Annotated in this window: 19 protein-coding genes; 15 read left to right on the forward strand and 4 right to left on the reverse strand. The window is 66.0% G+C overall.

Features of this window, described 5'->3' with window-relative positions; all coding sequences use genetic code 11:
* Positions 1-24 precede the first annotated feature (24 nt).
* Positions 25-918, reverse strand: coding sequence for a phenylalanine 4-monooxygenase (gene phhA / locus H3H55_RS00405; protein ID WP_226799894.1), 894 nt, complete (start codon positions 916-918; stop codon positions 25-27).
* 139 nt (positions 919-1,057) lie between these two features.
* On the opposite strand from phhA, the gene H3H55_RS00410 reads away from it, so the two are divergent.
* Positions 1,058-1,543: an Lrp/AsnC family transcriptional regulator gene (locus H3H55_RS00410; protein ID WP_006408082.1), complete on the forward strand. Its 486-nt coding sequence runs from the start codon at positions 1,058-1,060 to the stop codon at positions 1,541-1,543.
* Between the two features lie 51 nt (positions 1,544-1,594).
* Here H3H55_RS00410 and H3H55_RS00415 read toward each other — a convergent pair whose 3' ends face one another.
* The gene (locus H3H55_RS00415; RefSeq protein WP_129513353.1) at positions 1,595-2,128 is read right to left on the reverse strand and encodes a class IV adenylate cyclase; all 534 of its coding nucleotides are present in this window, start codon (positions 2,126-2,128) and stop codon (positions 1,595-1,597) included.
* A 162-nt stretch (positions 2,129-2,290) separates the two neighbouring features.
* Positions 2,291-3,190, reverse strand: coding sequence for a LysR family transcriptional regulator (locus tag H3H55_RS00420; RefSeq protein WP_193097386.1), 900 nt, complete (start codon positions 3,188-3,190; stop codon positions 2,291-2,293).
* 355 nt (positions 3,191-3,545) lie between these two features.
* Between H3H55_RS00420 and H3H55_RS00425 the strand changes: the two genes are divergently transcribed.
* The 6 genes from H3H55_RS00425 (at position 3,546) to H3H55_RS00450 (ending at position 10,475) form a co-directional block, all read left to right on the forward strand.
* A complete protein-coding gene (locus H3H55_RS00425; protein ID WP_193097387.1) occupies positions 3,546-5,231 on the forward strand; it encodes a GMC family oxidoreductase in 1,686 nt (561 codons plus the stop codon).
* A gap of 447 nt (positions 5,232-5,678) precedes the next feature.
* Positions 5,679-6,458, forward strand: a complete 780-nt coding sequence (locus H3H55_RS00430; RefSeq protein WP_021160426.1) for an ABC transporter ATP-binding protein — start codon at positions 5,679-5,681, stop codon at positions 6,456-6,458.
* A complete protein-coding gene (locus H3H55_RS00435) occupies positions 6,455-7,210 on the forward strand; it encodes an ABC transporter ATP-binding protein (protein ID WP_048247938.1) in 756 nt (251 codons plus the stop codon). Before H3H55_RS00430 ends, H3H55_RS00435 begins: the two co-directional genes overlap by 4 nt.
* A gap of 78 nt (positions 7,211-7,288) precedes the next feature.
* A complete protein-coding gene (locus H3H55_RS00440; protein ID WP_193097388.1) occupies positions 7,289-8,488 on the forward strand; it encodes an ABC transporter substrate-binding protein in 1,200 nt (399 codons plus the stop codon).
* A gap of 128 nt (positions 8,489-8,616) precedes the next feature.
* On the forward strand, positions 8,617-9,501 hold the full coding sequence (locus tag H3H55_RS00445; protein ID WP_031397096.1) for a branched-chain amino acid ABC transporter permease: 885 nt from the start codon (positions 8,617-8,619) through the stop codon (positions 9,499-9,501).
* Positions 9,501-10,475, forward strand: coding sequence for a branched-chain amino acid ABC transporter permease (locus H3H55_RS00450; protein WP_193097389.1), 975 nt, complete (start codon positions 9,501-9,503; stop codon positions 10,473-10,475). Before H3H55_RS00445 ends, H3H55_RS00450 begins: the two co-directional genes overlap by 1 nt.
* Before the next feature lie 493 nt (positions 10,476-10,968).
* On the opposite strand, the gene H3H55_RS00455 is transcribed toward H3H55_RS00450, so the two are convergent.
* Positions 10,969-11,391 carry a hypothetical protein gene (locus H3H55_RS00455; RefSeq protein WP_193099506.1) on the reverse strand — a complete coding sequence of 141 codons (423 nt, stop codon included), beginning with the start codon at positions 11,389-11,391 and terminating at the stop codon, positions 10,969-10,971.
* 204 nt (positions 11,392-11,595) lie between these two features.
* Here H3H55_RS00455 and H3H55_RS00460 point away from each other — a divergent pair, with 204 nt between their 5' ends.
* The 8 genes from H3H55_RS00460 (at position 11,596) to H3H55_RS00495 (ending at position 21,569) form a co-directional block, all read left to right on the forward strand.
* Positions 11,596-12,753, forward strand: a complete 1,158-nt coding sequence (locus H3H55_RS00460) for an ABC transporter substrate-binding protein (RefSeq protein ID WP_193097390.1) — start codon at positions 11,596-11,598, stop codon at positions 12,751-12,753.
* A gap of 199 nt (positions 12,754-12,952) precedes the next feature.
* Positions 12,953-14,008, forward strand: a complete 1,056-nt coding sequence (locus tag H3H55_RS00465) for a branched-chain amino acid ABC transporter permease (protein ID WP_129513362.1) — start codon at positions 12,953-12,955, stop codon at positions 14,006-14,008.
* A 4-nt stretch (positions 14,009-14,012) separates the two neighbouring features.
* Entirely contained in the window at positions 14,013-15,797 is a 1,785-nt protein-coding gene (locus tag H3H55_RS00470; protein WP_129513363.1) for an ABC transporter permease subunit, read from the forward strand.
* Complete coding sequence (locus H3H55_RS00475) at positions 15,797-16,552, forward strand: ABC transporter ATP-binding protein (RefSeq protein ID WP_048247928.1); 756 nt, start codon at positions 15,797-15,799, stop codon at positions 16,550-16,552. The genes H3H55_RS00470 and H3H55_RS00475 overlap by 1 nt, the downstream gene beginning before the upstream one ends.
* 608 nt (positions 16,553-17,160) lie before the next feature.
* Positions 17,161-19,131 carry a tRNA uridine-5-carboxymethylaminomethyl(34) synthesis enzyme MnmG gene (mnmG, locus tag H3H55_RS00480; protein ID WP_048247926.1) on the forward strand — a complete coding sequence of 657 codons (1,971 nt, stop codon included), beginning with the start codon at positions 17,161-17,163 and terminating at the stop codon, positions 19,129-19,131.
* On the forward strand, positions 19,128-19,814 hold the full coding sequence (gene rsmG / locus H3H55_RS00485; RefSeq protein ID WP_129513365.1) for a 16S rRNA (guanine(527)-N(7))-methyltransferase RsmG: 687 nt from the start codon (positions 19,128-19,130) through the stop codon (positions 19,812-19,814). Before mnmG ends, rsmG begins: the two co-directional genes overlap by 4 nt.
* A gap of 50 nt (positions 19,815-19,864) precedes the next feature.
* The gene (locus tag H3H55_RS00490) at positions 19,865-20,644 is read left to right on the forward strand and encodes a ParA family protein (RefSeq protein ID WP_129513366.1); all 780 of its coding nucleotides are present in this window, start codon (positions 19,865-19,867) and stop codon (positions 20,642-20,644) included.
* A 31-nt stretch (positions 20,645-20,675) separates the two neighbouring features.
* Complete coding sequence (locus H3H55_RS00495) at positions 20,676-21,569, forward strand: ParB/RepB/Spo0J family partition protein (protein WP_129513367.1); 894 nt, start codon at positions 20,676-20,678, stop codon at positions 21,567-21,569.
* Positions 21,570-21,574: the final 5 nt, after the last annotated feature.

A 21,574-nucleotide genomic window follows, 5' to 3' on the forward strand; every position in this document is an offset into this window, starting at 1 on the left:
CGGAATGCGGCGCGCGTTGGCGCGTTACGCGTCGGCGTCGTCGGGCCAGCCTTCGCCCGTGCCGCGGTGCAGCACGCGGTCGGTCGCGAGCACCGCGCCGGCCGCGAATTCGGGCAGCGCCGCCAGCCGGTCCGCCAGCGCGCGGCCGTCCACATCGGCGAGCGCGAACAGCTGCGCGAAATCGTCGATCACGAAGTAGGTCTTCTGGAACGTATCGATCCGGTACTTCGTGCGCATCACGCGCTCGAGATCGAAGCCGAGCCGGTTCGGCGCCGCGCTTTCCAGGCTGTACAGGCTTTCACCCTTGCTCGACACGATCCCGGCGCCGTAGATCGACAGCCCGTTCGTGCCGCGCGGGTCGCGGATCAGCCCGAATTCGACCGTATACCAGTAGAGCCGCGCGAGCCGCGCCAGCGCTGCTTCGTCGTCGGCGACCGCGAGTGCGGTGCGGCCGTACGCCTGCATGTAGTCGGCGAACACCGGGTCGATCAGCAGCGGCACGTGGCCGAACAGGTCGTGGAAGCAGTCGGGTTCCTGCAGGTAGTCGAGCTGGTCGGGACGGCGCATCCACCAGGTGACCGGGAAACGCCGGTTCGCGAGGTGCTCGAAGAACACGCGGTCGGGCACGAGGCCCGGCACCGCGACGATCTCCCAGCCCGTTGCCGGCTTCAGCTGGAGGTTCACGTCGGCGAACGACGGCACGCGATCGGCCGGCAGGTCGATCTTCCCGAGCCCCGCGACGAACGCATCGCACGCGCGCCCGCGCAGCAGCGCCGACTGGCGCGCATAGAGCTGCTTCCACACCGCGTGGTCGACCTGGCCGTAGCGGGCCAGCGGCTGGTCGATGGTGAAATCCGCGCGGGTTTCGAGGCCCGCGTCGAACTGCTCCTGCAGTTTCGCGGTGACGACGGTGGACATGATCAGGCTCTGCACGCTGTGGTTGTGAACCATGCAAGTGTAGAGCGGCTTGCGCGCGGAATGGGCGCAATATTGGCGTTGATTCGACAGATGATGCGATAATCGCGCATAAAATCACGAATCAATGCGGAGAATGCTCATGCTGGAACTCGATCACTTCGATCTCGCGCTGCTGGACGTGCTGCAGCGCTTCGGTCGCGCGACGCATCAGCAGCTCGGCGAGGAGGTGCCGCTGTCGCCGTCGCAGATCGGCCGGCGGCTGCAGCGGCTCGAGGCGGCGGGCGTGATCGAAGGCTACCGCGTGATGCTGCGCCCCGAAAAGCTCGGGCTCGGCGTGACCGCGTTCACGAGCCTGAAGCTGAAACACCATGGCGATTCGATCATCGAGCAGTTCCAGCAGCAGATCGATGTGCTGCCCGAAGTGCTCGAATGCCATGCGGTGGTGGGCGATGCCGATTATCTGCTGCGGATCGTCGCGCCGGACCTGAACGCGCTGTCGCAGTTCGTGATGAAGAAGCTGATGCGCGTGCCGGGCGTCGACAGCGTGCGCTCGAACATCGTGCTGACCACCTTCAAGCGCAACGGCGCGCTGCCGCTCGCGCACCTGGCGCCCGGCGCCGCATGACGCGGCACCGGGGCTGAGGGCGGCGCGTACTGCGCCGCCGGCAGGGCCGGATCAGGCGGCCTCGTGCGGCGTGTCCGCGTTCAGCAGGTCGACGTACGCGACCGCGACGAGGTCGTCCTGCGACACGCCGAGCTTGGTGAACACGTCGTGCGCTTCGGCTTCACCGCCGGCTTCGTCGTCGTCGGGGCCGAGCACGACTTCCAGTTCGATGAAGTCGCCGAGGCCGTCGACGCGGTCGAGGTGGATGCGCGTGCGGCCCGCGAGGTACACGTGCCGTTCCTTCGTCACGATCCCGCGGGTGGTCAGCGCGGTGGCGAGCAGCGCGTGCATTGCGTCGGGATTCGTCACCGGGCTGCGCGTGTAGTACGACGCCTTCGGGCCGTCGCGGTCGTCGCGCTGGTAGAAGATCAGTTCGGCCGGCGTGCCGTCCTCGAAGCGGCGCAGCTTCAGCCGGCCGCGCGGCACGTCATAGAAGAAATCCTGCTGGCGGTAGAACAGCGGCGCTTCGGTCGCGAGTGTCGCCGCGCGTTCGCGCAGCTGGTCGAATGCGCGGGCGCGGGCTTTGATCTCGATGTTGCGGGCCATGCGGGTCTCCTTCGATAAGGGGTCTCGCGGTGTGCGAACGCACAATCTAGCAAAAAGGCGGGGATGGTGGCGTGACGACGGGCGGGGGGCGTGGCGAGATGACGCGTGTTGCGCGCGACCCCGGCGCCCGGTGCGTGGCGGTCGCGCCTTCATCAGCACCGCTCATATCGCCCACTGGGCTTCGATCAGCCGCAGCGCGGCCGCGATCGCCGGTTCGTCGCGCCGCTCGGCGAGCGTCACGAACGTCAGTTCGGTCGGCACAGTCACGCGCTCGACGATCGTCAGCGCATGCGTGTGCGCTTCGGCCAGCGCGGTCGAGTCGCGCGCGAGTGTCAGCCCGATTCCCGATTTGACGAGATCGAGCATCGACTGCTCCTGGTCGACCTCGGCGACCTTCACGGGCTGCGCACCGGCGTTCGCGAAGCGCCGCGACAGCAGCCGGTGGTGCGCGGACGCCGGCGGCGTCCAGATCCACGGCAGCGCGGCGAGCGCGCGCCAGTCGTGCGCGCGCTGCACACGCTCCTTCCAGCCGGCCGGTGCGAGCACGCGGTACTGGAAATGCGTGAGCGTGACGGTATGGAACAGTGCGCCGTCGAGCGGGTCGTCCTCGCCCGGCCGGCCGATGTAGTAGCCGACGTCGAGCGCCTGCGCGCGCACCTGTTCGATCACCCAGCCCGACATCCCGTGCCGCAGCGCCGTCTCGATCTGCGGATGGGTCTCGACCAGCGCGCGCAGGAAGCCGCCGAGCCGCAGGAAACCCGGATCGAGGATCGTGCCGATCCGCAGCCGGCCGCGCACTTCGTGCCGCAGCGCAGCAGCGGCGCGCTGCACGTCGGCGGCCGCGGCGAGCGCGCGTTCCGCATGCGGCAGCAGCGTCTGGCCGTCGCGCGTGAGCGCGAGCCCGCGCGACGTGCGCGTGAACAGCGCGACGCCGAGCGTTTCCTGCAGATGCTTGATCTGCAGGCTGACGGCCGGCTGCGTCAGGTGCAGTTGCGCGGCGGCGCGCGTCAGGTTGCCTTCGCGGGCGACCGTCGCGAACGCGCGGAGCAGGGTGAGATCCATCGTCGTGATATGAGCGCGGCTTATAACGCAGTTCAGCATAACTCATTGGATCGACGGCCGGCTGCCGGAGTACGCTTCAGCGGTCGTGGCGCGTGGGGCCGCAAGCGCGGCGCGCGACGCACTATGCTGGAAATGACGCGCGGCACACAACAACGAGATTTGGATGGGCCGGAGGAAGGGCTGAGGCGCTAACTCTATCCAACCACGCTATGGGATCCGAGTAAGTGCTAAAGCACTAACTCGGACCGACCGCCGTGGGGGTGGAGTAAGCGCTGAAGCGCTAACTCCATCCAACCACGCCATGGGACCCGAGTAAGCGCTGAAGCGCTAACTCGGGTCGACAGGAGACAAACAAGTGACTACTCAACGCACGCTCGAAGGCGAATTCGATTACGTGATCGTCGGCGCGGGCACCGCGGGCTGCGTGCTCGCGAACCGCCTGACCGAGGATCCCGACATCCGCGTGCTGCTCCTCGAAGCGGGCGGCAAGGACGACTATCACTGGATCCACATCCCGGTCGGTTATCTGTATTGCATCGGCAACCCGCGCACCGACTGGCTGTACAAGACGCAGCCCGAAGCGGCGCTCAACGGCCGCGCGCTGTCGTATCCGCGCGGTCGCGTGCTCGGCGGCTGCTCGTCGATCAACGGCATGATCTACATGCGCGGCCAGCGCGAGGATTACGACAGCTGGGCGCAGGAAACGGGCGACGCCGGCTGGTCGTGGGACAGCGTGCTGCCGATCTTCAAGCGCAGCGAGGATCACCACGCGGGCGCGAGCGACGCGCACGGCGCGGGCGGCTACTGGCGCGTCGAGAAGCAGCGGCTGCGCTGGGAGATCCTCGAATCGTTCGCGCAGGCCGCGCAGCAGACGGGCATCCCGGCGACCGACGATTTCAATCGCGGCGACAATTCCGGGGTCGGCTATTTCGAGGTGAACCAGAAGCGCGGCGTGCGCTGGAATACGTCGAAGGCGTTCCTGCGGCCCGCGATGGCGCGCCCGAATCTGACCGTGATCACCGGCGCACAGGCGCAGCGCGTGATCTTCGAAGGGCGGCGCGCGGTCGGCGTCGAGTATCACGGCGGCGGCACCGATTACGTCGCGCGGGCGAGCGCGGAAGTGCTGCTGACGTCCGGCGCCGTGAATTCGCCGCAACTGCTCGAACTGTCGGGGGTCGGCTGCGGCCGGCGGCTGCAGGCGCTCGGCATCGACGTCGTGCACGATCTGCCCGGCGTCGGCGAAAACCTGCAGGATCACCTGCAATTGCGGATGGCGTTTCGCGTCGAAGGCGTGCGCACGCTCAACACGCTGTCCGCGCACTGGTGGGGCAAGCTGATGATCGGCGCGGAATATGCGCTGCTGCAGCGCGGGCCGATGTCGATGGCACCGTCGCAGCTCGGCGCGTTCGCGAAATCCGATCCCGACGATCCCGCGCTCACGCGGCCCGATCTCGAATACCACGTGCAGCCGCTGTCGCTCGAACGCTTCGGCGAGCCGCTGCACAGCTTCAACGCGTTTACGGCGTCCGTCTGCCATCTGCGGCCGACGTCGCGCGGCAGCGTGCACATCGCGAGCGCCGATCCGGGCATGGCGCCCGCGATCGCGCCGAACTATCTGTCGACCGGGCACGATCGCCAGGTCGCCGCGAACGCGCTGCGCCTCACGCGCCGGATCGCGTCCGCGCCGGCGCTCGCGCGCTACCGTCCCGAGGAAATCCTGCCGGGCGTGCAGTACCGGACCGAGGCCGAGCTGATCGAGGCGGCCGGCGCCGTCGGCACGACGATCTTCCATCCGGTCGGCACCTGCCGGATGGGGCGTGCCGATGACGAACGCGCGGTCGTCGACAGCCGGCTGTGCGTGCGCGGCATCGCCGGGCTGCGGATCGTCGATGCATCGGTGATGCCGTTCATTACATCGGGCAACACCAATTCGCCGACGCTGATGATCGCCGAGCGCGCGAGCGACATGATCCGTGCCGATCGCCGCGCGGCGCGCGAAGCCACGACGGTGCGAACCGACGCGGCGGTGACGGTCGCGTGACGAAACGCTGACGCACGCGACAGCGGGCCGCCATGATGGCGTCCGCTGATTCGATATGCGAAACAAGCTGCCGTTGCGTCGCGCGTGTCGATTGCGGCGGTTCGAACGGCAAGATCCATGCAAGCCGCGCAGTTGCGCGGCTTTTTTCGTTGCGCGAGCAGGGCCGTGCGGATGGTCAACGGACGATGATGCACGTGTCAAAAAAGCGTGGCGAAAAACCGTGCACAGCCCATGCGGCATGGCGGCCAGCCCTATAAGTGCAAATCCCGATGATTGCACTGCACCAACGGCGCGACAATGTTGCGCAATGTGCATACGCGTCGGCGCGGGAGACCACCCTCGAGGCGTACCACGGCGCCCGGGGGCAGCCGGCCGATCCGCTGACCTGTTCGCGGGCGCTTGCGCCACGCTTCCCGGTGCTTCGCCTGACTTCGTACGGAAGGGAACATGATTCTCGGCGACACGATTCTGGAAACACGCGGACTGACGAAGGAATTCAGGGGTTTCACCGCCGTAAACGGCGTCAACCTGCGTGTGCGTCGCGGCGCGATCCATGCGCTGATCGGGCCCAACGGCGCGGGCAAGACGACCTGCTTCAACCTCCTCACCAAGTTCCTGACACCGACGGCCGGCCAGATCGTCTTCAACGGGATCGACATCACCGACGAGCGGCCCGCGCAGGTTGCGCGGCGCGGCATCATCCGCTCGTTCCAGATCTCGGCCGTGTTCCCGCACCTGACCGCGCTGCAGAACGTGCGCATCGGCCTGCAACGCGCGCTCGGCACCGAATTCCATTTCTGGCGCAGCGAACGCACGCTGAAGCGGCTCGACGATCGCGCGATGGACCTGCTCACGCAGGTCGGCCTCACCGATTTCGCGCAGGTACCGACCGTCGAGCTCGCATACGGCCGCAAGCGCGCGCTCGAGATCGCGACGACGCTCGCGATGGAACCCGAATTGATGCTGCTCGACGAGCCCACGCAGGGGATGGGCCACGAGGACGTCGACCGCGTGACCGCGCTGATCAAGAAGGTCGCGAGCGGCCGCACGATCCTGATGGTCGAGCACAACATGAACGTGATCGCGGGCATCTCCGACACGATCACCGTCCTGCAACGCGGCGAGGTGCTGGCCGAAGGCTCGTATGCGGAGGTATCGAAGAATCCGCTCGTCATCGAGGCCTACATGGGCAGCGCCGACGCGGCGCTCGCGGGGGCGCACGCATGAAGCACAGCGAACGGGAGGAACGCGAATTGAGCGGCGTCGAAAGCGGTACGCCCGCGCTGGAGATCACGGGCCTGGAGGCCTGGTACGGGGAATCCCACATATTGCACGGTGTCGACCTCACGGTGCACCGCGGCGAGGTCGTCACGCTGCTCGGCCGCAACGGCGCGGGCCGCACGACGACGCTGCGCGCGATCATGGGCCTCACGGGCCGCCGCAGCGGGTCGATCAAGGTCGCGGGCAACGAGACGATCGGCCTCGCGACGCACCGCATCGCGCATTTCGGCGTCGGCTACTGCCCGGAGGAACGCGGGATCTTCTCGAGCCTGTCGTGCGAGGAGAACCTGATGCTGCCGCCGCCGATCGGGCCGCGCGAACACGCGATGTCGCTCGACGAGATCTACGCGATGTTTCCGAACCTCGCGTCGCGCCGGCAGAGCCAGGGTACGCGGTTGTCCGGCGGCGAACAGCAGATGCTTGCGGTCGCGCGGATCCTGCGCACCGGCGCGAGCCTGCTGTTGCTCGACGAAATTTCCGAAGGCCTCGCGCCGGTGATCGTGCAGACGCTCGCACGGATGATCGTCGCGCTGAAGGCGCGCGGCTACACGATCGTGATGGTCGAACAGAATTTCCGCTTCGCCGCGCCGCTCGCCGACCGCTTCTACGTGATGGAGCACGGCACGATCGTCGAGCATTTCCGTGCGTCCGAACTGGAAGGCAAGATGCCGACCCTGCACGACCTGCTCGGGGTGTGACGCCGCCCCGTATCTTTTGCCGCTAGCCGTGGCGGCCCTCGAACAACCACAACGCATCAGAACAACAAGGAGACGTCAATGAAAATGAAGACCCTCGCACACGCTTGTCTCGCGCTCGCGACCGCCGCGTTCACTGCCGGCGCCGCCCAAGCCGCGGATACCGTGAAGATCGGCTTCATCACCGACATGTCGGGGCTTTACGCGGACATCGACGGGCAGGGCGGCCTCGAGGCGATCCGCATGGCGGTCGCCGACTTCGGCGGCAAGGTGCTCGGCAAGCCGATCGAGGTCGTCTATGCCGACCACCAGAACAAGGCCGACATCGCCGCGTCGAAGGCGCGCGAATGGATGGATCGCGGCGGGCTCGACCTGCTGGTCGGCGGCACGAACTCGGCGACGGCGCTGTCGATGAACCAGGTCGCGGGCGAGAAGAAGAAGGTCTACATCAACATCGGCGCGGGCGCCGACACGCTGACCAACGAGCAGTGCACGCCGTACACCGTCCACTACGCGTACGACACGATGGCGCTCGCGAAGGGCACCGGGTCGGCGGTGGTGAAGCAGGGCGGCAAGTCGTGGTTCTTCCTGACCGCCGACTATGCGTTCGGCAAGGCGCTCGAGAAGAACACGTCGGATGTCGTGAAGGCGAACGGCGGCCAGGTGCTCGGCACGGTGCGTCACCCGCTGTCCGCGTCGGACTTCTCGTCGTTCCTGTTGCAGGCGCAATCGTCGAAGGCGCAGATCCTCGGCCTCGCGAACGCGGGCGGCGACACGATCAACTCGATCAAGGCCGCGAAGGAGTTCGGCATCACGAAGACGATGAAGCTCGCCGCGCTGCTGATGTTCATCGACGACGTGCACAGCCTGGGCCTCGAGACGACGCAGGGCCTCGTGCTGACCGACAGCTGGTACTGGAATCGCGACGCGGCGTCGCGCCAGTGGGCGCAGCGCTACTTCGGCAAGATGAAGAAGATGCCGTCGAGCCTGCAGGCGGCCGACTACTCGTCGGTGACGACCTACCTGAAGGCGGTCCAGGCCGCCGGTACGACCGACTCCGACAAGGTGATGGCCGAGCTGAAGAAGATCAAGATCAACGACTTCTACGCGAAGGGCTACATCCGCACGGACGGCAGCATGATCCACGATATGTACCTGATGGAAGTGAAGAAGCCGTCGGAATCGAAGGAGCCGTGGGACTACTACAAGGTGCTCGCGACGATTCCGGGCGAGCAGGCGTTCGGGACCAAGCAGGAGACGCGCTGCGCGCTGTGGAAGTAAGCGAAACGTAGCGGCGCGCGCGGGCGCACCGCGCAGTGGCGGCTGCGGCGATGTGCCCGCTGCGCCGCCCGCGTGCGCAATGCATGAAGGTTGCGCACGCAACGAAACTCATTCTGACGGCTAAGTCGATGGAAATCTTTGGCATTCCGTTGCCGGCGATGCTGAGCCAGTTGCTGCTCGGGCTCGTCAACGGCTCGTTCTACGCGATCCTGAGCCTCGGGCTCGCGGTGATCTTCGGGCTGCTCAACGTGATCAACTTCGCGCACGGCGCGTTGTTCATGCTGGGCGCGATGCTCGCGTGGATGGGCCTGTCGTATTTCGGGCTGCCGTACTGGGCGATGCTGGTGCTGGCGCCGCTGGTCGTCGGCGCGTTCGGGATCGTGATCGAGCGCTCGATGCTGCGCTGGCTGTACAAGCTCGATCACCTGTACGGGCTGCTGCTCACGTTCGGCCTCACGCTGGTCGTCGAAGGCGTGTTCCGGTCGATCTACGGCTCGTCCGGCCAGCCGTACGACGTGCCGTCGCAGCTTTCCGGCGCAACCAACCTCGGCTTCATGTTCCTGCCGAACTACCGTGCGTGGGTCGTCGTCGCATCGCTCGCGGTGTGCCTCGCGACGTGGTTCGTGATCGAGAAGACGCGCCTGGGCGCCTACCTGCGCGCGGGCACCGAGAACCCGAAGCTGGTCGAGGCGTTCGGCGTGAACGTGCCGATGATGATCACGCTCACCTACGGCTTCGGCGTCGCGCTCGCCGCGTTCGCGGGCGTGCTGGCCGCGCCGGTGATCCAGGTGTCGCCGCTGATGGGCCAGCCGATGATCATCACCGTGTTCGCGGTGGTCGTGATCGGCGGGATGGGCTCGATCCTCGGCTCGATCGTCACGGGCCTGCTGCTCGGCGTGATCGAGGGCTTCACGCGCGTGTTCTATCCCGAAGCGTCGGCCACCGTCGTGTTCGTGATCATGGCGATCGTGCTGCTGTTCCGCCCGGCGGGCCTCTTCGGCAAGGAAAAATGATGCAGAGAAAAGTGCTCTACGGCGTGCTGCTCGCCGCACTGCTCGCGGCGCCGTTCATCGGCGCGTATCCGGTGTTCGTGATGAAGGTGCTCACGTTCGCGCTGTTCGCGGCCGCGTTCAACCTGCTGATCGGCTATACGGGGCTGCTGTCGTTCGGCCATGCGATGTTCCTCGCGACCGCCGGCTACGCGACCGGCTACTCGATACAGACGCTCGGTGTCACGCCGGAGCTCGGCGTGCTCGCGGGCACCGTCGCCGCGACGCTGCTCGGGCTCGTCGTCGGGCTGTTCGCGATCCGCCGGCAAGGCATCTACTTCGCGATGATCACGCTCGCGTTCGCGCAGATGGTCTACTTCATCTACCTGCAGGCGCCGTTCACGCACGGCGAGGACGGCCTGCAGGGCGTGCCGCGCGGCCACCTGTTCGCGCTGCTCGACCTGTCGAACGACGTTGCGCTGTACTACGTCGTGCTGGCGGTGGTCGTCGCCGCGTGCGCGTTCATCGTGCGGGTCGTGCATTCGCCGTTCGGCCAGGTACTCGTCGCGATCAAGGAGAACGAAGCGCGCGCGATCTCGCTCGGCTACGACACCGATCGCTTCAAGCTGCTCGCGTTCATCCTGTCGGCCGGGCTCGCCGGGCTGGCGGGCTCGCTGAAGGTGCTCGTGCTGGGCTTCGAGACGCTCTCCGACGCGTACTGGACGATGTCGGGCCTCGTCGTGCTGATGACGCTCGTCGGCGGGATGGGCACGCTGTTCGGGCCGCTGCTGGGGGCCGCGCTGATCGTCGCGCTGGAAGACCGGCTCGGCGACATCGGCGAATGGCTCGCGTCGACGACGGGCGTTGCGTGGTTCCACTCGCTCGGCGAATCGGCGACGATCGTCACGGGACTGATTTTCATCGCGTGCGTGCTGGCATTCCGGCGCGGCATCGTCGGCGAAATGGTCGCGCGGATCAAACCGCTCAGGGCGTCCTGAGCGCGGGTCCGCACGCGTCGCGTGCACGTTGATGCGAAGCACCATCCGGCACGCTTCGGAAGGGTGCCGCAGCGGGCTCGGGCCGGCGCCGCGCGGCAGACTGGTGCCCCATTTTCGTGCGGCGATGCACCATAGGGGTAAATGCTAAGTTGTCGCTCGGTGAAAGGTCCTTTAATCTTCGTCCTAGTTCTGATGCACCGCGAAACGAATTTGCAGGTGGAGAACGAGGAGACAATCGAGGCACAAAGTGCCCGGACCCTAAAGCGCTGTTGGACGGAATCCAACAGCGCTTTTTCATTTGCGTGCACGAATTGCGTCGATGGTGCATCGAGCGGCGCAGCCGCCGTGTTCCACGCCTCCGTTCGCGCCGCGCATTTTCCGCGCTTCACCGCGTCCCTCCGCTTTTCCATTCTCCGCAATCCATTCGCAGACGACGCGCAGCCATGTGCATACCGTCCGGGCTTACCCGGTTGGCGTGCGCGAAAAGCGTCCGTTACACTTGGCTTTCGCCGACCGTGCGGTCGGGAATATCGGTCGGCAGTTCTCCTACAAGCAGAATGCAGAAGAGGGAGTACGGTTGGATGAGAAGCGCGGGACGTTGGATCGGGGCAGGAAGGGCGGCTGGCGCCGCTCGTTCGTCGTGGGGTGCGAGTGGTGCCATCGCGGCTTTCCCGGGCCGTCCTGCAGCCTGTATGGGCGTTCCGTCGCGATTCCGGGTCGTTGCGTTCGCATCTGTATCCGCAGCCGCGTTGGCATCCGCATGAGCTGCCGGTTTTTCGATCGTTTGCCGCTCGCGTATCAGGCCGAACCAGGCCGGATCGACGCACCTTCCGACCATCGTTGCGCACGCATCGATCGCCCGCGCGATTCCGCATTTCTTCGCGTCCTTCATCCTGACGACACTGCCGCTGCGCATCGTGGCGGTCGAACGACCGCTCCGGCCGGTATCCGGCGCGCGCGTGCGGGATGCCGGCCGGGCGCTGTCGCGCACGCGAGGCTTCACGGGAAAACGAGCGTAGGCGCGGCAAGGCGAGATAGTTAAATTATTAACTTGTTTTGGGGACCGGGAGCCGCCCGAGCGACCCGTGGCTTTTTCGAGCAGCGTTTGGAGACAACGTAAATGAAGATGAATCGATGGATGGAGGCCGTGCTCGCCGCGGGCCTCGTGTGCGCGGCGGCAACGGCGTCGGCGCAGGTGAAGATCGGCGTGACGCTGTCGGCCACCGGGCCGGCTGCATCGCTCGGGATTCCGGAAAAGAACACGATCGCGCTGCTGCCGAAGGAAATCGCGGGCAAGAGCGTGCAGTACATCGTGCTCGACGATGCATCCGACACGAGCCGCGCGGTGCAGAACGTGCGCAAGCTGATCGACGAGGACCACGTCGACGCGATCATCGGCTCGTCCGTCACGCCGAACTCGCTCGCGATGCTCGACCCCGTGTCGCAGGGCAAGACGCCGACGATTTCGCTCGCGGCGAGCGCGCAGATCATCGCGCCGATGGACGCGAAGCGCGCGTGGATGTTCAAGGTGCCGCAGAACGACCAGCTGATGGCTGACGCGATCGCCGGTTACATGGCGAAGCACGGCGTGAAGACGGTCGGCTTCATCGGCTTCGCCGATGCGTACGGCGACAGCTGGTACAACACGTTCAACGCGGCGGCCGCGAAGAACGGCCTGAAGGTCGTGTCGAACGAGCGTTTCAACCGTACCGACGCGTCGGTGATGGGGCAGGTGCTGAAGCTGATGGGCTCGAATCCCGATGCGGTGCTGATCGCCGGGTCCGGCACGCCGGCGGCGCTGCCGGCCAAGACGCTGAAGGAGCGCGGCTACAAGGGCAAGGTGTACCAGACGCACGGCGTCGCGAACAACGACTTCCTGCGCGTGTGCGGCAAGGATTGCGAAGGCGAGATCCTGCCGGCCGGCCCGGTGCTCGTGACCGACCAGCTGCCCGATTCGAATCCGGTGAAGAAGGCGGCGCTCGGGTACAAGGCCGCGTACGAGAAGGCCTATGGTGCGGGCTCGCTGGCGACGTTCGGCGGCCACGCATGGGATGCGGGGCTGCTGCTGCAGCGTGCGATTCCCGACGCGCTGAAGAAGGGCCAGCCGGGCACCGAAGCGTTCCGCGAAGCGCTGCGCGCGTCGCTCGAAAGCGTGAAGGATCTGCCCGTGTCTCACGGCGTGATCAACATGACGCCGACCGATCACAACGGCTTCGACACGCGTGCGCGCGTGATGGTGCAGATCGTCGACGGCAAGTGGAAGTTGCAGGCCGAGTAAGCATCACGTGAAACCGGCGTGCGCGGCGCGAACGGTGCCGCGCGCACCGTCGGCACGGCGCCGGGCCTGACAGGCCGCGCCCGTGCCGCATGGAACCACCGGGCACGCCGCGTGGCGCCTGACGCGCCGATCTTGCGGTCCGTGCATCCCGGCCGTTCCCGTCGCCGTTTCTCCGCAACATTCTCGATACACGAAACGTATGGATCTCTCGATTGCGGCGATCCTCGCGCAAGACGGCATCACGACCGGCGCCATTTATGCATTGCTGTCGCTGGCGCTCGTGCTGGTGTTTTCCGTCACGCGGGTGATCTTCATTCCCCAGGGCGAATTCGTCGCCTACGGTGCGCTGACGCTTGCAGCGTTGCAGGCGCAGAAATTTCCCGCCACCTGCTGGCTGTTGTTCGTGATGGGCATCGCGTGCTTCCTGCTCGAAGTCGGCGGCCTGATCCGGCATCGCGAACGCCGCCATCAGCTCGGCCGCACGCTCGCGACGCTCGGCAGCCGCTACATCCTGCTGCCGCTCGCGGTGTTCGCGATTACGCACAGTGTTGCCGCTCAGCCGTTGCCGATGCTCGCGCAGATCGCGCTGACGCTTGCGATCGTCGTGCCGATGGGGCCATTCGTCTACCGGCTCGTGTACCAGCCGATCGCCGAAGGCACGACGCTGCTGCTGCTGATCGTGTCGGTTGCCGTCCATTTCGCGATGGTCGGCCTCGGGCTCGTGATGTTCGGCGCGGAAGGCTCGCGCACCAACGGGTTCTCGGATGCATCGCTGTCGATCGGCAGCATGACGGTGTCGGTGCAGAGCATCCTGGTCGTCGTCACCGCACTCGTGCTGATCGGTGCGCTCTACGTGTACTTCGGCCGCACGATCGCGGGCAAGGCGCTGCGCGCGACGTCGGTGAACCGGCTCGGCGCGCAGCTCGTCGGTATCGGCACGACCGACGCAGGGCGGCTCGCGTTCACGTTCGCGGCGGGGCTCGGCGTGCTGTCCGGCATCCTCGTTGGCCCGCTGACGACGATCTACTACGACTCGGGCTTCCTGATCGGCCTGAAGGGCTTCGTCGGCGCGATCATCGGCGGGCTCGTCAGCTATCCGCTCGCGGCCGCCGGCTCGCTGCTCGTCGGCGTGCTCGAATCGTATTCGTCGTTCTGGGCGAGCGCATACAAGGAGGTGATCGTGTTCACGCTGATCATTCCGGTGCTGCTGTGGCGGAGCTTCGCGACGCCGCACGCGGAAGAGGAAGAGGAGTGACACGATGAAGACGATGGTACGCAACAAGACCTTCTGGGTGTTTCTCGTGGTGCTGTTCTCGCTGCCGGTGCTGCCGGGCGTGCTGCAGGTGCCCGAGTACTGGATCACGCTGCTGAACTACATCGGCCTCTACGCGATCGTCGCGATCGGGCTCGTGCTGCTGACGGGCGTCGGCGGGATGACCAGCTTCGGGCAGGCCGCGTTCGTCGGTATCGGCGCGTATGCGACCGCGTTCCTGACGACGCGGTACGGCGTGTCGCCGTGGCTCGCGCTGATCGTCGGCGTCGTGCTGACGGCGCTCGTCGCGCTCGTGCTCGGCGCGGTCACGATGCGGCTGTCCGGGCACTTCCTGCCGCTCGGCACGATCGCGTGGGGCCTCGCGCTGTTCTACCTGTTCGGCAACCTCGAACTGCTCGGCAAGTACGACGGGATCAACGGGATTCCGGCGCTGAACCTGTTCGGCATCGCGCTCGAAAGCGGCCGCAGCCTGTACTTCCTGATCTGGGCCGTCGTGCTGGCCGCGATCGTGTCGGTGCAGAACCTGCTGAACAGCCGCCCGGGCCGCGCGATCCGCGCGCTGCGCGGCGGCGGTGTGATGGCCGAGGCGATGGGGGTGAACACCGCGTGGATGCGCGTCGTGATCTTTGTCTACGCGGCCGTGCTCGCGGCCGTGTCGGGTTTCCTGTACGCACACCTGCAGCGTGCGGTGAATCCGACCCCGTTCGGCCTGAACCACGGGATCGAATTCCTGTTCATGGCCGTGGTCGGCGGCGTGTCGCACGTGTGGGGCGCGGTGCTCGGTGCGGCGATCCTCACTGTGCTGCAGGACTACCTGCAGACGCTGTTGCCGAAGCTGCTCGGCTCGGAAGGCAACTTCGAGATCATCGTGTTCGGCGTGCTGATGGTGCTGCTGCTGCAGTACGCGCGCCAGGGCGTATGGCCGTTCGTCGCGAGGCTGTTCCCGCGCGGGCCGCGCGCGCATGTGCCCGAGCACGCCGATCCGTTGCCGCAGCGCGCGAAGCCCGCGGCCGGCGAGCCGCTGCTCGTCGTCGACAACGCACGCAAGCAGTTCGGCGGGCTCGTGGCCGTCAACGATGTCAGCTTCGACGTGAAGGCGGGGCAGATCATTGGGCTGATCGGCCCGAACGGGGCCGGCAAGTCGACCACGTTCAACCTCGTCACAGGTGTACTGAAGCCGACGAGCGGCACGATCACGTTTCGCGGCGAGCGCATCGACGGGCTCACGTCGCGCCAGATCGTCCGCCGCGGCATCGGCCGCACGTTCCAGCACGTGAAGCTGTTGCCGGCGATGACGGTGCTCGAGAACGTCGCGATCGGCGCGCATCTGCGCGGCCATACGGGTGTGTGGCGCAGCATCGCGCGGCTCAATGCCCACGAGGAGGCGCAGTTGCTGGCCGAAGCCGCGCGCCAGATCCGCCGCGTCGGGCTCGAAAAGCACATGTACGACGAAGCGGGCAGCCTCGCGCTCGGGCAACAGCGGATTCTCGAGATCGCGCGGGCGCTGTGCTGCGATCCGACGCTGCTGCTGCTCGACGAGCCGGCCGCCGGGCTGCGTTACCAGGAGAAGCAGCAGCTCGCCGACCTGTTGCGGCGGCTGAAGGCGGAAGGCATGAGCGTGTTGCTCGTGGAACATGACATGGATTTCGTGATGAACCTCACCGACCGGCTGGTGGTGATGGAATTCGGCACGCGGATCGCGGAAGGGCTGCCGCAGGACGTGCAGCAGGATCCGGCGGTGCTCGAAGCGTATCTGGGCGGGGTGGAGTGATGACGGACACGACGATGCCGATTCTTGAAGTGCGCGGGCTGGCGGTCCGGTACGGGAAGGTGGAGGCGCTGCACGGTGCGGCGATCAAGGTCGGTGCGGGGCAGATCGTCAGCGTGATCGGCCCGAACGGCGCCGGCAAATCGACGCTGCTGAACGCGATCATGGGGGCGCTGCCGGTGACCGGACATGCGTCGGGCGCGGTCGTGTATCGCGGCAACGACGTCGGCGCATTGCCGGTCGAGCAGCGCGTCGCGCGCGGGATGTGCCTCGTCCCGGAAAAGCGCGAGCTGTTCAGCACGATGACGGTCGAGGACAACCTCGTGCTGGGCGCGTATCGGCGCAAGCGGGCCGGGGAGGCGAACTTCCTGGACCAGCTCGATCACGTGTTCGCGCTGTTTCCGCGGCTGAAGGAACGGCGCAAGCAGGCGGCCGGCACGCTGTCGGGCGGCGAGCGGCAGATGCTTGCGGTCGGGCGCGCGCTGATGGGCAAGCCCGACCTGCTGATGCTCGACGAGCCGAGCCTCGGGCTGGCGCCGCTGATCGTGAAGGAGATCTTTCATATCATCAGTGCGTTGCGCGGTACGGGCGTTGCGACGTTGCTGATCGAGCAGAACGCGCGGGCCGCGTTGCAGATCTCCGATTACGGTTATGTGCTGGAGACGGGCGAGTTTGCGCTGGAAGGGCCGGCAGCCGAACTCGCGCAGAATCCGCGCGTGATCGAGACGTACCTCGGGTTGGCGAAGAAGACGGCCTGATTGTTAGAGCGGTTGGCGGGAAACGGGCGGCGTGTTTCACGTGAAACACGCCGTTTTTGTTTGGAGGATCGGGCGATGCCTCGAAGGCCCGAGGCCGGGGGATAAGTATCGGGTGAATAGTCGGAAGTTCTGTGTGGTGACGGCGGATAAGGTGTCCACAGTACGGCTGATGATCCCGCGTCTTGCTTCACAGGTTGGGTTCACGGTGCATGGATCTCTGCACAGACCCGCGAGGTGCTGGTTCTCAGTGGATAAGTGCCGGATCAATAGCTGGAAATTCTGTGAGGAAGAGGGCGGGCGCGGCAGGCACAGGGTGTCGTGTCCGGAGTGTTGCGTCGGCCACAGGCTTTGATTGCTGCATGTGTTCCTCGTGCTGCTTTCCCGATGTGGCGGTCTTTGCACAGCCGCAGCGATGTGCGGCGAACTGACCGAGAGCATTGTCGGAGCGGGCCTGGCACCACGAATTCTTGTGGCCACCGTCGAAAAATCGACGAAATGCACAGACCCTACCATTCGGACGGCCTTCGGGTGAAAAGCGAACCCGCTATAATTCCGCCCATACATTTCTCAGATAGGTTCGTGCGCAGTCCTGCGTACGGAATCCCACCATGCTTTTTCCCACAGAATTTGACGTCATCGTCGTCGGTGGCGGTCACGCCGGCACGGAAGCCGCGTTGGCGTCCGCCCGAATGGGCGCGAAGACACTGCTGCTGACCCACAACATCGAAACGCTCGGGCAGATGAGCTGCAACCCGTCGATCGGCGGCATTGGCAAAGGCCATCTGGTCAAGGAAGTCGATGCGCTGGGCGGCGCGATGGCCGCCGCGACGGACGAGAGCGGTATTCAGTTCCGGATCCTCAATTCGTCGAAGGGCCCGGCCGTGCGGGCGACGCGCGCGCAGGCCGATCGCATCCTGTACAAGGCCGCGATCCGTCACCGGCTCGAAAACCAGCCGAACCTGTGGCTGTTCCAGCAGGCTGTCGACGACCTGATGGTCGAAGGCGACCGTGTGGTGGGCGCCGTCACGCAGATCGGCATCCGCTTCCGCGCTCGCGCGGTCGTGCTGACCGCCGGCACGTTCCTCGACGGCAAGATCCACGTCGGCCTGAACAACTACACGGGCGGCCGCGCGGGCGATCCGGCGGCCGTGTCGCTGTCGTCGCGCCTGAAGGAACTGAAGCTGCCGCAAGGCCGCCTGAAGACCGGTACGCCGCCGCGTATCGACGGCCGGACGATCGACTTCTCGAAGCTGGACGAGCAGCCGGGTGACCTCGATCCGATCCCCGTGTTCTCGTTCCTGGGCCGCGCGGAGCAGCATCCGCAGCAGTTGCCGTGCTGGGTCACGCATACGAACGAGCGCACGCACGACATCATTCGCGGCGGCCTCGACCGTTCGCCTATGTATACAGGCGTGATCGAAGGCGTCGGGCCGCGTTATTGCCCGTCGATCGAGGACAAGATCCACCGGTTCGCATCGAAGGAATCGCACCAGATTTTCCTCGAGCCGGAAGGGCTGACGACCAACGAGTTCTACCCGAACGGGATCTCGACGAGCCTGCCGTTCGACGTCCAGCTCGAGCTTGTGCATTCGATGCGCGGCCTCGAGAACGCGCACATCCTGCGCCCCGGCTACGCAATCGAGTACGACTACTTCGACCCGCGCGCGCTGAAGGCGTCGCTCGAGACGAAGGCGATCAACGGGCTGTTCTTTGCGGGCCAGATCAACGGCACGACCGGCTATGAAGAAGCGGCGGCGCAGGGCCTGCTGGCCGGCCTCAACGCGGGCCGCTATGTGCAGGAGAAGGACGCATGGTGTCCGCGCCGCGACCAGGCCTATCTGGGCGTGCTGGTCGACGATCTGGTGACGCGTGGTGTGGCCGAGCCGTACCGGATGTTCACGAGTCGCGCCGAGTATCGCCTGAGTCTGCGTGAAGACAACGCCGACATGCGCCTGACCGAGATGGGTCGCGAACTGGGGCTCGTCGACGACGCGCGCTGGGATGCGTTCAGCCGAAAGCGCGACGCTGTTTCACGTGAAACCGAACGCCTGAAGTCGACGTGGGTCACGCCGAAGACGCTGCCGCCGGAAGAGGCGACCGCGCTGCTCGGCAAGGCGATCGATCACGAATACAGTCTCGCCGAGTTGCTGCGCCGCCCGGGTATCAGCTACGACGGCGTATGCGGCCTGAAGGGTGGCGAATGCGGCCCCGCGGAGCCGCTGGCCGACGATCCGGTGATGCTCGAGCAGATCAAGGAACAGGTCGAGATCGGCATCAAGTATCAGGGTTATATCGAGCGCCAGGCATCCGAGATCGAACGCAACGATGCGAACGAGAACACGCGCCTGCCGGACGGCATCGATTACCGCGAAGTTCGCGGCCTGTCGTTCGAGGTGAGCCAGAAGCTCAACGAGTTCCGACCGGAAACGATCGGGCAGGCGTCGCGCATCTCGGGCGTCACGCCGGCGGCCATCTCGCTGCTGATGGTGCACCTGAAGCGCCGCGGCCTGGGACGTCGTAACGGCACTGCCGCAGAGGCAACGGAGCAGGGGGACGGTGCTGTCCCGACGCAACAATGACGGCGCGTCGCGCGCCGGCGGTTAATCGGGACGTACTGGAACAGATGCTCGTCGACGGCACGACTGCGCTCGACATCACGCTGACGGATGCACAACGCGACCAGCTGCTCGACTATGTCGCGCTGCTCGGCAAGTGGAACGCGGTCTACAACCTGACCGCGATCCGCGACCCGAAGCAGATGTTGATTCAGCACATCCTCGATTCGCTTTCCATCGTCCCGCATCTGCGCGGCCGTGCATCGGCCCGCGTGCTCGACGTCGGTTCGGGTGGCGGGTTGCCGGGTATCGTGCTGGCGATCGTCGAACCGGACTGGCAGGTCACGCTGAACGATATCGTGCAGAAGAAGTCTGCATTCCAGACGCAAATGCGTGCGGAGCTGAAGCTCTCGAACCTGTCGGTCGTCACCGGGCGGGTCGAATCGCTGCAGCCGGGCGTCGAAGTGCCGGAAAAATTCGACATGATCGTCTCTCGCGCCTTCGCTGATCTGTCCGACTTCGTTAAACTTGCTCGACATCTGGTTGCGCAGGGCGGATCGATCTGGGCGATGAAGGGCGTACACCCGGACGACGAGATTGCACGGTTGCCGGAAGGCAGCCGCGTAAAGCAGACGATGCGGCTGGCGGTGCCGATGCTCGATGCCGAACGGCATCTGATCGAAGTGGCCGTCGACGAAGCGAATTGAAGGCGCGCTGTAGCGCGCCGATTGTTTGAAGTAAGAGGAACACACCTACGATGGCAAAGATCTTCTGCGTTGCAAACCAGAAGGGGGGCGTCGGCAAGACGACGACATCGGTCAATCTCGCCGCAAGCCTTGCAGCGCAGGAGCAACGAGTCCTGCTGATCGATCTCGACCCGCAGGGCAACGCGACGATGGGTAGCGGGATCGACAAGGCCGCGTGCGAATCGACCGTGTACGAAGTACTGGTCGACGGCGTGTCGGTGAGCGACGCACGTGTGCGCCCGGAAGGCGTCACCTACGATGTGCTGCCTGCGAACCGCGAGCTGTCCGGTGCCGAGATCGAACTGATCAGCATCGACAACCGCGAGCGCCGGCTGAAGGCCGCACTCGAGTCCGTCGCCGACGATTACGATTTCGTGCTGATCGATTGCCCGCCGACGTTGTCGCTGCTGACGCTGAACGGACTGTGCGCGGCGCATGGCGTCGTGATCCCGATGCAGTGCGAGTACTTCGCGCTGGAGGGGTTGTCGGACCTCGTCAACACGATCAAGCAGGTTCACGCGAACATGAACCGCGACCTGAAGATCATCGGCTTGCTGCGCGTGATGTTCGATCCGCGCATCACGCTGCAGCAGCAAGTCTCCGATCAACTGAAAGCGCACTTCGGCGACAAGGTGTTCGACGCGGTGATTCCGCGCAACGTGCGCCTGGCGGAAGCGCCGAGTTACGGGCTGCCGGGCGTCGTGTTCGACCGCAGCTCACGCGGTGCGCAAGCGTATCTCCAGTTCGGTGCCGAGATGATCGAACGCGTCCGCGCGTTTGAGGTGTCGTGATCCGGACATGAGCGAAGCGAGGAAGAAAGACATGAACGCGGTACCAAAGAAGAAGGGCTTGGGACGTGGCCTCGAAGCGCTGCTCGGTGGCAGTGCCGATATCACCGAAGCGGTGAAGATCGAAGGGGCGCCGAACACGCTCGCGCTCGGCAAGCTGCAGGCCGGCAAGTACCAGCCGCGGACGCGGATGGACGAAGGCAGCCTGCAGGAGCTGGCGGCAAGCATTCGCGCGCAGGGCGTGATGCAGCCGATCCTGGTACGGCCCATTTCATCAGACAAATACGAGATCATCGCAGGTGAGCGGCGCTTCCGCGCGGCGCGCCTGGCCGGCCTCGACGAAGTGCCGGTGCTCGTGAAGGACGTGTCCGACCAGGCCGCCGCGGCGATGGCGCTGATCGAGAACATCCAGCGCGAGGATCTGAATCCGCTTGAAGAGGCGCACGGTATCCAGCGCCTGCTCGACGAGTTCGGTTTCACGCACGAGCAGGCGGCTGAATCGGTCGGCCGTTCGCGCAGCGCGGTGTCGAACCTGCTGCGCCTGCTGAACCTCGCGTCGCCGGTGCAGACGATGCTGCTGGCCGGCGATCTCGACATGGGGCATGCGCGCGCGCTGCTCGCCGTCGATGCGGCAACGCAGATCACGCTCGCCCATCAGGTCGTCAACAAGCGCATGTCGGTGCGCGAGACCGAGAAGCTCGTCGCACATACGACGAAGGAAGCGCCGGCCGTGAAGGCGCGTGCGAAGGACGATGGCGGCCGCGATACGCGCCGTCTCGAAGAGGAGTTGTCCGACTTGCTCGCGTCGACGGTGAAGATCAAGCTCGGCCGCCGCGGGCGAGGGCAGGTGATGATCGACTTCGGCAGCCTCGACTCGCTCGAGGGCATTCTCGCGCGGCTGCGCGGCAACGTCGCGACCGAAGAGTAACGGGT

This window comes from Burkholderia sp. Z1, assembly GCF_014893795.1.
Lineage (GTDB): Bacteria > Pseudomonadota > Gammaproteobacteria > Burkholderiales > Burkholderiaceae > Burkholderia > Burkholderia theae.

Excerpts from the sequence above, each read along its gene's own strand:
- rsmG (WP_129513365.1), top strand. The coding sequence starts at position 19,128 with ATGACGGCGCGTCGCGCGCCGGCGGTTAATCGGGACGTACTGGAACAG.
- H3H55_RS00440 (WP_193097388.1), top strand. The coding sequence starts at position 7,289 with ATGAAAATGAAGACCCTCGCACACGCTTGTCTCGCGCTCGCGACCGCC.
- H3H55_RS00415 (WP_129513353.1), bottom strand. The coding sequence starts at position 2,128 with ATGGCCCGCAACATCGAGATCAAAGCCCGCGCCCGCGCATTCGACCAG.
- H3H55_RS00445 (WP_031397096.1), top strand. The coding sequence starts at position 8,617 with ATGGAAATCTTTGGCATTCCGTTGCCGGCGATGCTGAGCCAGTTGCTG.
- H3H55_RS00475 (WP_048247928.1), top strand. The coding sequence starts at position 15,797 with ATGACGGACACGACGATGCCGATTCTTGAAGTGCGCGGGCTGGCGGTC.
- H3H55_RS00435 (WP_048247938.1), top strand. The coding sequence starts at position 6,455 with ATGAAGCACAGCGAACGGGAGGAACGCGAATTGAGCGGCGTCGAAAGC.
- H3H55_RS00495 (WP_129513367.1), top strand. The coding sequence starts at position 20,676 with ATGAACGCGGTACCAAAGAAGAAGGGCTTGGGACGTGGCCTCGAAGCG.
- H3H55_RS00460 (WP_193097390.1), top strand. The coding sequence starts at position 11,596 with ATGAAGATGAATCGATGGATGGAGGCCGTGCTCGCCGCGGGCCTCGTG.
- H3H55_RS00420 (WP_193097386.1), bottom strand. The coding sequence starts at position 3,190 with ATGGATCTCACCCTGCTCCGCGCGTTCGCGACGGTCGCCCGCGAAGGC.
- H3H55_RS00410 (WP_006408082.1), top strand. The coding sequence starts at position 1,058 with ATGCTGGAACTCGATCACTTCGATCTCGCGCTGCTGGACGTGCTGCAG.
- mnmG (WP_048247926.1), top strand. The coding sequence starts at position 17,161 with ATGCTTTTTCCCACAGAATTTGACGTCATCGTCGTCGGTGGCGGTCAC.
- H3H55_RS00470 (WP_129513363.1), top strand. The coding sequence starts at position 14,013 with ATGAAGACGATGGTACGCAACAAGACCTTCTGGGTGTTTCTCGTGGTG.
- H3H55_RS00490 (WP_129513366.1), top strand. The coding sequence starts at position 19,865 with ATGGCAAAGATCTTCTGCGTTGCAAACCAGAAGGGGGGCGTCGGCAAG.
- phhA (WP_226799894.1), bottom strand. The coding sequence starts at position 918 with ATGTCCACCGTCGTCACCGCGAAACTGCAGGAGCAGTTCGACGCGGGC.
- H3H55_RS00455 (WP_193099506.1), bottom strand. The coding sequence starts at position 11,391 with ATGCGCAGCGGCAGTGTCGTCAGGATGAAGGACGCGAAGAAATGCGGA.
- H3H55_RS00450 (WP_193097389.1), top strand. The coding sequence starts at position 9,501 with ATGCAGAGAAAAGTGCTCTACGGCGTGCTGCTCGCCGCACTGCTCGCG.
- H3H55_RS00465 (WP_129513362.1), top strand. The coding sequence starts at position 12,953 with ATGGATCTCTCGATTGCGGCGATCCTCGCGCAAGACGGCATCACGACC.
- H3H55_RS00430 (WP_021160426.1), top strand. The coding sequence starts at position 5,679 with ATGATTCTCGGCGACACGATTCTGGAAACACGCGGACTGACGAAGGAA.